Source organism: Pedobacter steynii (assembly GCF_900103665.1).
GTDB lineage: Bacteria > Bacteroidota > Bacteroidia > Sphingobacteriales > Sphingobacteriaceae > Pedobacter > Pedobacter steynii.
The window spans coordinates 559,949-573,373 of the sequence record NZ_FNGY01000003.1; the positions used below are offsets into that span (position 1 = coordinate 559,949).

Annotated in this window: 6 protein-coding genes; all 6 read right to left on the reverse strand. The window is 42.9% G+C overall.

From position 1 onward, the window contains the following. Positions 1-12 precede the first annotated feature (12 nt). The 6 genes from BLQ87_RS10655 to BLQ87_RS10680 all read right to left on the reverse strand — a co-directional run bounded on the left by BLQ87_RS10655 (position 13) and on the right by BLQ87_RS10680 (position 13,269). On the reverse strand, positions 13-3,132 hold the full coding sequence (locus tag BLQ87_RS10655) for a SusC/RagA family TonB-linked outer membrane protein (protein WP_074606285.1): 3,120 nt from the start codon (positions 3,130-3,132) through the stop codon (positions 13-15). A 217-nt stretch (positions 3,133-3,349) separates the two neighbouring features. After that, positions 3,350-6,271: a triple tyrosine motif-containing protein gene (locus BLQ87_RS10660; protein ID WP_074606287.1), complete on the reverse strand. Its 2,922-nt coding sequence runs from the start codon at positions 6,269-6,271 to the stop codon at positions 3,350-3,352. A 254-nt stretch (positions 6,272-6,525) separates the two neighbouring features. Further along, the gene (locus tag BLQ87_RS10665; protein ID WP_074606289.1) at positions 6,526-9,447 is read right to left on the reverse strand and encodes an outer membrane beta-barrel protein; all 2,922 of its coding nucleotides are present in this window, start codon (positions 9,445-9,447) and stop codon (positions 6,526-6,528) included. Positions 9,448-9,482: 35 nt separating this feature from the next. After that, positions 9,483-10,364, reverse strand: coding sequence for a hypothetical protein (locus BLQ87_RS10670; protein ID WP_074606291.1), 882 nt, complete (start codon positions 10,362-10,364; stop codon positions 9,483-9,485). 552 nt (positions 10,365-10,916) lie between these two features. Beyond that, positions 10,917-11,936 (reverse strand): cytochrome d ubiquinol oxidase subunit II, encoded by a 1,020-nt coding sequence (locus BLQ87_RS10675; protein WP_074606292.1) that lies wholly within the window; start codon positions 11,934-11,936, stop codon positions 10,917-10,919. A gap of 4 nt (positions 11,937-11,940) precedes the next feature. Then, positions 11,941-13,269 (reverse strand): cytochrome ubiquinol oxidase subunit I, encoded by a 1,329-nt coding sequence (locus tag BLQ87_RS10680; RefSeq protein ID WP_074606294.1) that lies wholly within the window; start codon positions 13,267-13,269, stop codon positions 11,941-11,943. Between the last annotated feature and the right edge of the window lie 156 nt (positions 13,270-13,425).

The following is a 13,425-nucleotide window of genomic DNA, read 5'->3' on the forward strand; positions in this document are numbered from 1 at the left end:
TCTCTTTTTAAGTTAGAAACCTAAGTTTAAGCCAATGAAAAAAGTTCTTGCCTGAGGGTAATAACCACGATCAATACCAAAACTGCCCCCACCGATCTCCGGATCGTAGCCATTGTATCTGGTTAACGTTAACAGGTTATTGGCCATCGCATAGATCCTTACTTTATCCAGACCAGCTTTCTTACTCATCAACTTTGGAATTGTATAGCCAAGCTGTACCGTTTTGATCCTGAAATAATCACCATTTTCTATAAACATTTTAGACACCCTCCCGAAATTCTGATTGGCATCATCGGTGGTTAACCTGGGAAAAGAATTGGTAGACCCTTCACCAGTCCACCTTCCTAAGGCTTCGGTGGTATAATTTGAAGAAGGAAGGTCAAACCGGCGTAAGCCATTAAAAATCTGATTTCCGGCAACGCCCTGCCCAAAGATCAGAAAGTCAAATCCTTTCCAGGCTGCAGACAGCGTTAAGCCATAACTAAAATCAGGGGTCGGATCTCCGATAAATTCTCTGTCAGCATCGTTGATTTTTCCATCTCCGTTGAGATCTGCAAAACGGATATCGCCGGGTTTTGCATCTGGCTGAATGGGATTTCCTGCCGCATTTTTATAATTTGCCACATCTGCGGTATTCTGAAACAAACCTTCAGAGCGGTATCCATAAAAGGATCCGATGGCATGTCCAACCGCAGTTCTTGTCAGCTCTAATTGTTGAGGAGTGATCCTTGCACCAGTAAGAAATTCCTTGTCCTCACCCAGAAAATCAATCCTGTTTTTTATAAATGTGGCATTGGCATTGGCTTTAAAACTAACCTCTCCTACCGTTTTGGAATATCCCATTTCAAACTCAATCCCTTTATTTGTCAGGGTTGCAATATTGCCTATCGGTCCGTTATTCCCCACATAAAGCGGTACCCTTACATCCAACAGCATATCTGTCGTCTTTTTTGTAAATACGTCTGCGGTGAAAGTAAATGTATTGAACAGAACTGCATCCAATCCAATATTTGTAGAGGTCGTTTCCTCCCATTTAAGATCGGGGTTTGACAAAGCATTAGGACTTACCCCATTTACCAGAACAGGAAGCAGGCCAGTACCTACACTATAGTTTCGGCCTCCGCTTACCGTAGATAAATACCTGAAATCACCAATCCTGTCGTTCCCGGTTACCCCATAAGAGCCTCTGAATTTCAACAGGCTGATCACTTTGTTTTCAGGAAAAAACGCTTCTTTGGAAGCTACCCATCCAAGGGATACTGATGGAAAATAGCCATATTTATTGTTTGGACCAAAACGGGAAGAACCATCTCTCCGGATGACCCCGGTAAACAAGTACCTTTCTTTAAAATCATAGGTAACACGTCCAAACAATGAACTGAGTGTACTCAGGTATTCACCGCCGTAAAAGTTATTATCCAAACGGGCCACCGGAAATTGTAACGACGCATCTTTCAGGTTATTCACGGGGATCCCTTCTTTCAGACCTCCCAGGTTTTCGCCCTTATTCTTTTGTGCGGACATACCGGCAAGAACCTGGAAATGATGGTCGCCAATAGTCCCTGAATAGGTCGCTGTATTCTCCTGGGTCCAGAAAAGTCCCCGGTTCATATTACGTGTATAAGCATTCAGTTTTAACTCCGTGGTCGGCGACAAGTAAAAAACGGGTCTGAAACTCTGGTCTCCCCAAAAGGCAAGGTCTACCCCACCTGAAGAGCGCAATTTGAGGCCTTTCAAAGGTTCTACTTCCAAAAATAAATTGGCTACGATTTTATCTGACCAATTGTTTCCCTGTGCGACTGCCAATGCGCCCAAAGGGTTTAAAATTTCCGACTGGGCATATGGGGAAATCCCGTAAGGAAAACCTTCGCTGTTTCTAACCACCGGAAAGTTGGAATATGGAGGAGCATTAAACTTCGCCGGATCACGCTCTACTGCAGGCGTTATCGGATCCATATTAATTGCCCTTACCAGAGGGCTCCCATACTCATCATTTGTAGCTACACCAATGCTATTAATCCTGGTATAACCGATATTGTTTCCAAAAGTGATGGCATCGGTAATTTTATGCTGTGAGTTAAATCTTGCTGTAAAACGTTTATATCTTGAGTTTTTACTCGCTACAATCCCCTCCTGATCAAAATAACCAAGGGAACTAAAATAGGTAGACCTTGCCGATCCGCCCTGAAAACTCAATTCCTGATTGTGCCAAAGGGCACTATTGTTAAAGACTTCCGATTGCCAGTCCGTCCCCTCGCCCAGCGCAGCAGGATCCGGAAACCTGATCGCAGTTGCAGGATTTGCAGCCTTGGAACCTGCTACAGCGGCTTCATTATAAAGGGTTGCATATTGGGCGGCATTCAGCAGTTTAAGCTTATGGTCTGGTGCCTGGGTACCTACAAAACCATTGTAATTTACCCGGATTTTCCCATCCGTATCCTTTCCTTTTTTCGTGGTAACCAGTACGACTCCATTCCCACCTCTTGCTCCGTAAATGGAAGCCGATGCAGCGTCTTTTAGTACTTCTATAGATTCGATATCTGATTGGCTCAGGTAATCAATTCCACCATCTACCTGAACGCCGTCTACGATAAAGAGTGCGTCGCTATTGCCAATAGTTGTTGTTCCTCTGATTCTCAGGGTGGCTCCCGATCCCGGCTGTCCGGAAGCACCGGTGATGGTGAGTCCGGCGGTTCTACCTTGTAGCGACTGCTCTATTCTCGTTACCGGCATGTTTTCCAAATCTGAAGCTTTTACACTGGAAATGGCACCTGTAACCACACTTTTCTTTTGTGTACCGTAACCGATTACGACAATTTCATTTAGTGAAGTTTCATCTCCTGTCAAAGATACATCGAGGGTAGTCCCTGATACGGTAATGATCTGAGGTTTCATCCCCAACTGACGAAATTCGAGTTTTGCACCCGGTGCTGCGGTGATGGCATACCTTCCTGCGGCATCTGTGCTGGTGGCTTTCGAAGTCCCTTGTACTGTGACGGTAACACCCGGCAATGGTTGCCCATTTGCTTTCTCGGTTACCTTGCCCGTTACTGTTACTTCTTGTGCCCTGGAGGCAAAGGGGGAAATAAGTAAACAGCACGCGAAGAAAATAAGAGTAATACTTCTTTTCATACGATTTAATTTAGGTTAGTTAATATTTGGTTAGCTGGCCGGTGCATTTTACACCGGCAGAATCAAATCTATACCAGGAGGGAATTATTTGTATAAACAAGTAGGCCTACACCGCCACTACAGCAGCCAGAGAAGTAGGAAAACAGCTTTCCAACAGCCCCTACATTACTACTACATCAAATATTCAACAACCTAAATAACAAGAACTTAAAACAAATCAACCTGTTACATCAGACCTAAAGATCGTGATGAGAAAATCATACAGGTTAGTTTCCGGCTGCAGGCGCAGCTTTTTCCTCAAACGGTAACGGCCTACCTCTACTGCCTTGATGGTGATGTTCATCAGCTGTGCAATTTCTTTGGTAGAAAGATTCATTTTCAGGTAAGCACTCAGCTTGAGCTCATTGGGGGTAAGGTCCGGATACAGATCCTTGAGTTTATTAAAAAAGCCGGCATTTACAGAGTTGAAATGCATAGAGAAATTATCCCAGTCCTGATCGCTCTTTTCTACATCACGGATCAGGCGGATCAGGTGCCGGAAACTTGGAGAGCTATCGTTGATATCATGGTTTTTAATGACATTGGAGATCACATTTTTAATCTTAGCCAGGACCTCTCCCCTTTGCACAAGATGCATGGTCATGGTCGACAATTCCCGGTTTTTATAATCCACATCTGCCTCCAGCTTTTCATACTCCAGCCGGACAATTTCCTTTTCTGAACGCTCCATTTCCAGCAGGTGCAGGTAACTGAGTTTTGCCTGCGCAATGCGGTGTTTCTTTTTCTGCCATTTAAATAAAAGGTACATGATGAGGCCAAACACCACTGCATAAAGGAGGCACATCCAGATACTCTGGTACCAGGCCGGTAATACTTCGAAAGTATAGGAAACAGGTTCAGATTCATTACCAATGCTATTTCTTGCCTTTACGTTAAAGGTGTACTTCCCGGCGGGCAGATTGGTATAGTCTTTTTCAGTCTTTTGCAGCCATGGCGACCAGCTCTTATCGAAACCGACCAGCTGGTAACTAAACTCGATGTTCTTGCGGTGTTCAAACAAGGTGGAGGAATATTCGAAATGCAGGGAATTGAAAGCATTGGCTAACCTCAGCGTCCCGGAGAGGTCTTGTGAGTTGCTGATCACCTCGTTCTTCATAAAATAGCCACCAAAAATCAAACTATCCGTTTTTCCGATTAACCGGATATTTCCAATCACCACCTGAGGCCTGGAAATATTATCCAGGTATTTGGTATAATTCAGGTGATAAGCTCCTTTATTTGCGCCTATAAATACATTCTCAGCATTCATCACATAAATGGATTCAAAACCACCAACCACCTTTCCATCCAACTGAGGAAAATAATGAATAGAAAAAGGACGGTTTCCATGAGGCTGTGTAAAATCGAGCACGCCCACTTTTTTATTGGAGATAAACCAGACATTTCCTTTAGCATCCTCCTTTAAATATTGAATAGGCATTCCTTTAAAGGCACTATTGAGCAAGGGAAAAGGTGCAAATCTATTTTTAGCTGCATCATACTCATATGCCCCATTTTCGGTAGCGATCACAATCCTGTTTTTGAGCTTAAACACATAATTGTACATAAACGAAGGGAGCCCATGTTTATCATTATACACGTCTTGTTTAATGATCTTTTTATAGTCAGCAGAGAGCTCAAATTTATATACCCCATGATAAGGATGAGAGGCCCAAATGTGGTTATCGTTATCAAAAGCAATGAACCTTAAAGACTCTGTGATTCCTTCTACCTTGTTTCCATTGATGAAATTTCCGTTCTGATAACTGATTTTTTGAAGTCCGAGATAAGAGCCTGCAATAATGTCTGCAGATGGAAAAACATTGGATACCGGCTGAAACAACCAGGTTCCCGGCACCGAATAAATCTGCCGGGCTACTTCTCCTTCAATAACCGAAAAACCATCCTCATGTCCCATCAGCAGATGATTGTTCAGTTCAGCCAGACTCCAAACCTGTCCTTTGGTGTTTTGAACTTCAGAAAACATTCCTTTGGAGAGACTGAGGTCTTTGACACCAGATTCTACAGCTGTTACATAAAGCCCATTTGAAGTCCCGATATAGAGGCGGTTATTGAATCCGGCCACAGCATAACTGGTAATCTGTTTACTTTTATCAGGAAAAATATTCTTAACGGCGCTATTGATTGCGATATAATCAATGCCATCATCCAGTGCCAGCCACAGATTTTTATTCCGATCAATAATACAGCCCCTCACGTTATTATTCTGCAGGCCATCCCTATAGGTATACCGTTGTATCAGCTTCCCTGCTTTATTGATGATGATTACCCCTCCAGAGGTTGTCCCTATCAGATACTTTTCTCCCTCAATTCGCTTTGCATAATAAATCCGGTCATTATAAAAAACGCCATCAAGCATTGTTTTCTTCGCAATGAGTTTTCGGTCATGCATCAGGAACAACCCATTCTTTAAGGTGGAAACCAATAAAGTGTCCTGAGCATATTCCATAATTGCAGTCACTACAGAATTGTTCAGTATAGGATCCGTGCAATAGGGCTTCCATACATTATCTTCGTAGACCATCAGCCCTTTTCCTTTGGCATGTGCAAACAGCTGTCCTTTTGCCTGGCCGACAAACTCCCAGGAAATTTCCGGTTTGTAGACCTTTACGGCTCCATCTTTATAATGGATAATAGCGGTCGTGGTTCTGAAAACCACTTCATCATTTAAAATCGTTAAGTTCCAGACATCGGCAAATTTTCGGTATTTCTCCGGAATCATTGGAACAATGGAATGGTATCTTAATACCCCCTGCCCATCAGGAAAAAAATAGCCCAGTTCATCTTGTCCACCAACAAAAATCCGATTCTTAGCATCGATCTCTACTGAACGTACCGATGTAAAATTAGGGAGCCTCATCAGGTTCCAAAACGCGCCGTTAAAACTGAGTAAGCCTTCATTATTCCCAAAATACAAAATTCCGTTTTTATCCTGGGCGACGTCCCAGTTTTGAATTCCGGCCTTATACTGTTCGTTATTATAATTTATAATCTGCGGGCTCGCCATTTGATCCTGAGCGGATCCAACTCCAATAAAACAAAAAAACAAAAGTGTAAACAGCAGTAAAGCTTTTCCCATAAATGATCGCGCAAAAAAAATCCGTATAATGACTAATAAGCCAAAATACGGATTTTAAGGTAGATAACACTGCTTAAATTCAACCCCTGCCCCCTCCCCAGGCAATGCTGGAGTTGAATTGGAACTTCCGGACCAAGATTAAAAACCTTAGCCCAGAATTTCCCCAACAAAATCAGTGTCTGCGAGAAGGCTTCGGAACATTTGCCCCCTTCAGGGCAAAGATTCCAGCCTTTGAGCAGCGCACTTATTTTGTCCTACATGAAACTACCATCCCCCCTACGCATAATTCCTCTGCCATTTTTGCCCTTTGCACCGGTCCATTTTTGCAATCTCATGCTCAAACGAACCATAAAATATCTGCTCAGCGCATTTGATTTGGTATCTACTACTGCGTTACCGGAATAATCCTGAGTAATGAAGTTATTCTGATTCAGCACGTCAAAGGCCTGGAAAGTAATCTTCCCTCTGCGATCGAACAATTCTTTCTCTACATACATATTGATCACCAATGGATTGCTGGATACATTGGCACTAATTCCCCTCACGTAGTTTTTGCTCGCACTATAGCCAAACAGGTAGGTTTCCCACAGGTATACCCTTCCATCCAGGTTCAGAGCGAGTGTATTGGTATTCCTGTTCGCGTTTGCAAGCAACGTGTTTACCGATTTGGTATGGGTATAAGAAACGTTTGGATTGATTTCAAACCATTCTGTCGGATTGATCCTCGGACCGAAACGTTCAACCATGGTCAATACATTCGTATTATTTTTTAACCCGTTTGTCATGGAAATTCCATGGTTATAGCTTACCGAACCACTTAAAGCAAGGTTATATTTTCTATCGTTAAGTTGTTTATTCACTGAATAATTTGCATTTAAATTATAAATGCCATTGGTATTCAGGTATCTCGTTTCGTTGATATTATTGGCTGGCTGATCCGGATCCGGAATCTGAACAACATTCCTGATCACCGCATTATCGGTCATAGTCGCATTCAGGTTAAGGGAGTAGTTCAGTTTAGCGTTCGCGATATAGTTGTTATAATTCGCATTGATGCTATGGGTAAAACTCGCCAAAAGGTCAGGGTTACCGATGATTGGGTTCAGCGGACTGGAAACGTCCCTTACCGGTTGAAGCTGATCAAAAGTAGGCTCTACCGCGTTTCCGGAATAGTTAACCTGTAATTTATGTTGCCTGGACCATAGGTACTCAAAGCGGGCAATCGGGATCAGGTTAAAACTATTTCTGTTCGTGGTTGTTCCCAGGCTTTGTTTGGTTCCCGAAAGTACTGCCGGCACTGCTGTTAAACCCAATGAGAACCTGACTTTAGACATCCGGTCCATTCCATAACGGTAATTCAGTGCAATACGGCCCTGAGTAAAAGAGTAGTCGTAAATATTACTTAAAGAATCAATAATTCCGGAATTGCCGTTCGCTTCAATATTTCTGGTCGTTGAGGTATTGTCATAGCCATTATAGTTCACCTGCGCATTAAATTCCAATTGCGTATTCAACGTTAAGGGCTCTACATAAGTCAGACTTCCCCGGTAATTGTCCTGAAGATTTTTACGGGAGATGATCCTGTTGATCCTTGATTTTGTAAAGTCGGTTTCCTCCACGTTCTCGTAATAAGTAAACCTGGAATCCTGAATCTGTTCGGCATCCTGATTATTGCTGTTGAGCTCTACCTGAGCAGAGATATTTCTTCTTGGTTTTTTAAACAAATGCTGGTAAAATAAAGTGGCACCAATCTGTGGCCTGGTATTTTTATTCAGGTTATTACTGAATTCATCCCTATGGTTAAATCCATCCTGAAAAATCGTATCAATCCTCGAGTTCCGGGTAGAATTGTATCTGAATGTAGGAATGAACTTTAAGAAGTTATTGCTGTCCAGCTCGGCCTCCACCTCCAGCCTGATGTTATGGCCATTGGTCAGGTTATCAGCGATGCTGCGTTTCACTTCATTGGTCACATTGTCTATGGGTTGTGTTTGCGTGGTAGGATCTATTGCAGCGAAACGTTTTGCCGTACTGCTATTGATAGCGTTTACATCTGTTGTGTTAAAACCATAGTTTAAGTTCACCTCCACTTTCTTGCTCACCTTATCCCGGTAACTAAAAGAGCCATTTCCGTTTTGGGTAGTTCCCCCGCTTCCACCTGCTGCGCCACTGTTGGTATTTCCACCGCCATTTCCACCTCTTCCGCCGCCGCCGCCGGAATTGCCACCATTATCGCCCGTTGGCGCTACTCCGTTAACCGTATTGTTAAACCTTCCGTTTACACCGATGGTCTGGTTTCCATTTACCCTTGTGGCAAAAAGTCCGGATTCAAATCTCTTATTGCTCCCTGCTCCAACGTTTACATTGGCCATATTTCCGACAGATTTATCCGTCCGGGTGGTAATGTTTAAAATCTTTTCCGGATCTCCGTCTTTCACTCCGGTCCTTGCTGCCTGATCTCCATAATCATCTACCACCTGAATCTTTTCAACGATCTCAGCCGGCAGGTTTTTAATGGCATTTGTCAAATCCCCGCCCAGGTATAACTTTCCGTTCAATTTGGCTTTTGTTAGCGCTTGCCCCTGATGGGTAACGGTACCGTCGGTTCCAACCTCCATTCCTTCCATCTTCTTCAGCAACTCATCGACTGTAGCATTTTTTCTGACGATGTAATCGCTTGCTTTGTATTCTACCGTATCCGTTTTATAGGTAATCGATGGTGTTCCGTTGATCACCACTTCATTCAATTGGTTCTTTTCTTCATTCAGGGTGATGGGATCCATGACAATTCTTGGAACGGCATCGTTTTGTTTATAACGTACCGGCTTTGAGGCTTTATACCCTATACTCTGAACTAAAAGGGTATAAGTGGCTGATTTAACATTTTTAAAAACAAAGATCCCGTCTGCATTTGTACTCGTTTTCAGGGTGTCTTTATCTGAGGTCAGACTTACCGTCGCGCCAATTACACCCAGGTCTGTTGAATCTTTTACAATCCCACTGATTTCACGTGTTGGAAGCGGTGGTGGTGGATTTTTAGACTGGTCCTGCGCAAAAAGAAAAGCAGAACTAAAAATAAGGCTCAATAAGAGGGTCAATTTCTTCAAAGCTCCAGAGTGTCGGGCGCGATGGACTTGCTGCAGCCAGAAGGCTTTGAGCTTGTAAGAATGGTTCATCTGTGTGTATATGGTTTGGTTTGTGTGTGTCTGTCTTATTTTCGGGCTAAGGTATATTTACCCCAAAAATCTGTAGGGCTGATCAGTGCCTGAAAATCTATTCCGGAATTCCCTCCGCCTCTTGGTCCGAATCCGCCACCGCCAAATCCACCTCTTCCGCCGCCACCAACGACGAAACTACCACCACCGCCACCATCAAATCCTTGTATTTGTAATCCGTTTAATTTGATGTTATAAGCGAACTCCGTATTGCTGTCTTTTGAAAGACCAAAAGCGGCCAATGGAATCGCTATTTCATAGAAAAAAGCATTGTCGGCACCCACTGATGCCACCGCTTTAATTCCATGTTCATTATATATAGATATCAAGGTATCTGTGGTATTCTTAAATCCGCTGATTTTAATTTCCTTAACCTGAGCAAGTTGTGTTCTCTGCATGGCAGCCATCATCGAGTCCCGCTGTTGCTTACTTTGCTGCTGTCCACCACTACTGCCAGACATCACCGTTCCCATCATCATTCTTCGGCCTCCACCCTGTCCGCCTCCGCGGTTCATATTGCCACGGTTTATCAACGGATAAGTCAGAGTAATACTTTCTTTTTCTTTCTTTTTACCATCAGGATTTACAGAGAATGTAATCCCCCCAGCCATGATCTTAGTGTTATTTGCCCCCTCCGTTGATTTAATCGCGACATAAAGATTATTGTCATCATTAGCGATGGTATAATAAATATTTGTCCGCTTATTCAAAGCCTGAAAACTGTCATTCCATTCTTTATTTTTACCATCCACCCTGATTCCGGCAGGCGCAATTAACGCGGTTGCCTGTACGTCTGGTAATTTCTGTGCATATCCTGATAAACTGAAACCGGCTAGTAAAATGGTGTGGAAGGTGAATCTGAAGAGTTTAGCTTTCATAACGGGTCAAATTAATGGCAGTATTTTGTATGGTTGATGTGGTTAAGACTTTGTAAAATGATTTAGGTTTAATCGCTATAATTAATTTTTTTCCGCTTCAATTAGTTTGTTACAATGACCTATAGATTTCGGTAGCAGGTATGCCACATCCGGAAAACAGGTATATTGATATTTTTTAAACGAAAACCTATTGTTTAGCGTTTTTATTGTATACCTTGAAAAAAAGAGCAAAAATGATGATATACGGAGTAAAAGTTGGATTTTCAGAAATAATGATCATGATGATGGGTCTAATCATACTTTTTCTGGTGGTCAGGGCCTTCATTTTTCAACCCAGAAGTTAAGTCGGTCTCTGATTTTTTTTCAGCGCAGACCTGATTCCTGTAGTTTTCCACACAGGAAGTCTCTTCTCATCGGGAATAAAACCTTTTAAAGAATAGTGATAGAATAACTGTCCTATACTGCAATAAGTTTACATATTGTATGATGCTGATCTTTTACCGTTCTGAAACCATTTGCAGATTAAGGCCGTTATTTTAGGGATAAAAACACCTAATGATCTGAAGGCACTTCTTTCCGTTTTGTAAAAACGTAAATCAGGTAAAATAAAGCGGGCAAAATGAAAATACTTCCAATCAACAACGCATAGGCCAAAGAATCTATGGTTTTCGCTTGTCCCTGATGGATCAACAAAGAAAGATTTGTGCCGTTCTTCAGCATCACGATATCCGGAAAATGGCTGTAAGTTGCCGCAAACAAAATCATGGAGACCTGAAAACCGGCCAGCAACCTCAACATAATCGGCTTGTTGCGTTCTAAAATAAAGAACATCAGCACCAATGAAATACTGGCAGCAATAATTGCAATCAGCCCCGGAGTATCTCCAAAGATCCAGTTAAATAAAGGAATTTGTTCCAGATAAGCGGCAAGAAAGACCAGTGCTCCACAGCCCATTACAATAAAAATCGTTCTCCTTGCTTTTCCGGTAAAGTATTTTCGGTCGCTTTCATTGTCGGTTTGCCCAATGATAAAGATAGTGGCTAAAAATCCGCAAATGCTGACTGTAAAAATTCCGACCGCTATAGAAAACCAGTTGAGCCAGCTAAAAACATAGGCCGATAAAAAGTCATTTGCCAAAAGGTCTATCCTGCCGGAAACGGCACTTGCCGCGATGATCCCAAGAAAAAAAGGCGTAATCAGGCTGGAATATACAAATATCGGCGTGTATAACTTTTGCATGTCGTCTTCTACGGCATCGTAATTTCTGAAAACAAAAGCGGTTCCGCGGGCAATAATGCCGAGCAACATACAAACCAGCGGAATGTGCAGGTAAACAGAAACCGTGGTATATATTTTAGGAAAACCTACAAAAAGAATAACAATAGCAATGATCAGCCACATGTGATTGGCTTCCCAGATCGGGCCTATGGCCTCATACATGGTTTTCCGGGTCCGGTCTTTATTTCCTTTGGAGGTAAAAAGCTCAATAATTCCTGCGCCAAAGTCGGCGCCCCCTAAAAGGATGTACAGTAAAATCGCGGTCCAGAGAAAAATAATAACAACGTATATCATAGAATTAGTTTTTAGGGACTTCAGTGGAAGAATCGTATAACTTACCCACCATAGTAATCTGGCGGTACAATAACAAACTCACAATTACCGCAAGCGAAATGTATACTGCTGTAAAAAGGTAAAAAGAATAGGCAATTCCCGGCATTGGGGTTACGGCATCTGCAGTCCTCATGATCCCATGAATGATCCAGGGTTGCCGCCCAACTTCAGTCACGGTCCAGCCAGCTTCTAAGGCAATAAAGCCCATCGGAGTAGCCATCACAAATAATTTCAGCAGCCAGTTGCTGCTCAGCCATTTCTTCTTCTTCCAAAGGGCGATGAAATACACGATTGCAAGTCCTACCATGGCCATCCCCAGTCCAACCATGATCTGGAAGGCATAATGGGTTACGGCTATCGGTGGCTGATCTTCCCTGGGTACGCTGTCCAGTCCCTTTACCTCGCCATTAAAATCACCCGTGGCCATAAAGCTGAGTAATCCGGGAATTTTGACCGCATAATCCACTTTTTTTCCGGCAGTATCCGGAATTCCTCCAATAATCAGGGGGGCATTTCTTTCGGTATGAAAATGGGCTTCCATGGCGGCAAGTTTCGCTGGCTGACGCTTTGCTACATCTTTAGCGGAGATATCGCCACTGATTGGCTGTAAACAAGCTGCAATCGTTCCGAATACCGCGGCAATCTTAAAGGCTTTACTATGAAAGGCTACATTTCTACCCCGAAGGATCATTAAGGCATGAACTCCGGCAACTGCAAAACCTGTGGACACAAAAGCCGCCACCGTCATGTGTAATGCCTGAGAGAACCAGGCGTCATTAAACATGGCCTTGATCGGATCGACATTAAGGTATTGTCCGTCTATGTAATCGAAACCCGCCGGACTGTTCATCCAGGCATTTGCAGCGACTACCAAAATCCCTGATAACAAACCGCTGATGCCAACCACCACACCTGTTGCCCAATGAAACCAGGGATTGATCCTGTTCCAGCCATACAGGTAGAAGCCAAGCGCAATCGCTTCAATAAAAAATGCCGTTCCCTCTAAAGAGAAAGGCATTCCGAATATGGGTCCTGCATGTTCCATAAACCTGGGCCAGAGCAGGCCCAGCTCAAAAGACAATACGGTTCCTGAAACCGCTCCGGTAGCAAAGAAAATTGCCACTCCCTTACTCCAGGCCTTCGTGACATCCCGGTAAACTACATTTTTGGTTTTAAGCCAGTAAAAGTGTGCTAAAGACATGAAAAATGGCATCACCATTCCTATACAAGCAAAAACAATGTGAAAGCCAAGGGAAAAGGCCATCTGAAGGCGGGCAGCTAAAAAATCGTCCATATTAAGATTTTAATAAACGGTAATGGCTAAAAGAATACTGCCGGCAAAGTTAATGCATAATGACTGCAGAACATATTATTTCGGGATTAATTAAACATAATGAAGTAAAAAAGATCTACGAGTAATTAGTATTATTACGATAGTTTCGTATGTTTA

Excerpts from the sequence above, each read along its gene's own strand:
- BLQ87_RS10655 (WP_074606285.1), bottom strand. The coding sequence starts at position 3,132 with ATGAAAAGAAGTATTACTCTTATTTTCTTCGCGTGCTGTTTACTTATT.
- BLQ87_RS10665 (WP_074606289.1), bottom strand. The coding sequence starts at position 9,447 with ATGAACCATTCTTACAAGCTCAAAGCCTTCTGGCTGCAGCAAGTCCAT.
- BLQ87_RS10680 (WP_074606294.1), bottom strand. The coding sequence starts at position 13,269 with ATGGACGATTTTTTAGCTGCCCGCCTTCAGATGGCCTTTTCCCTTGGC.
- BLQ87_RS10670 (WP_074606291.1), bottom strand. The coding sequence starts at position 10,364 with ATGAAAGCTAAACTCTTCAGATTCACCTTCCACACCATTTTACTAGCC.
- BLQ87_RS10660 (WP_074606287.1), bottom strand. The coding sequence starts at position 6,271 with ATGGGAAAAGCTTTACTGCTGTTTACACTTTTGTTTTTTTGTTTTATT.
- BLQ87_RS10675 (WP_074606292.1), bottom strand. The coding sequence starts at position 11,936 with ATGATATACGTTGTTATTATTTTTCTCTGGACCGCGATTTTACTGTAC.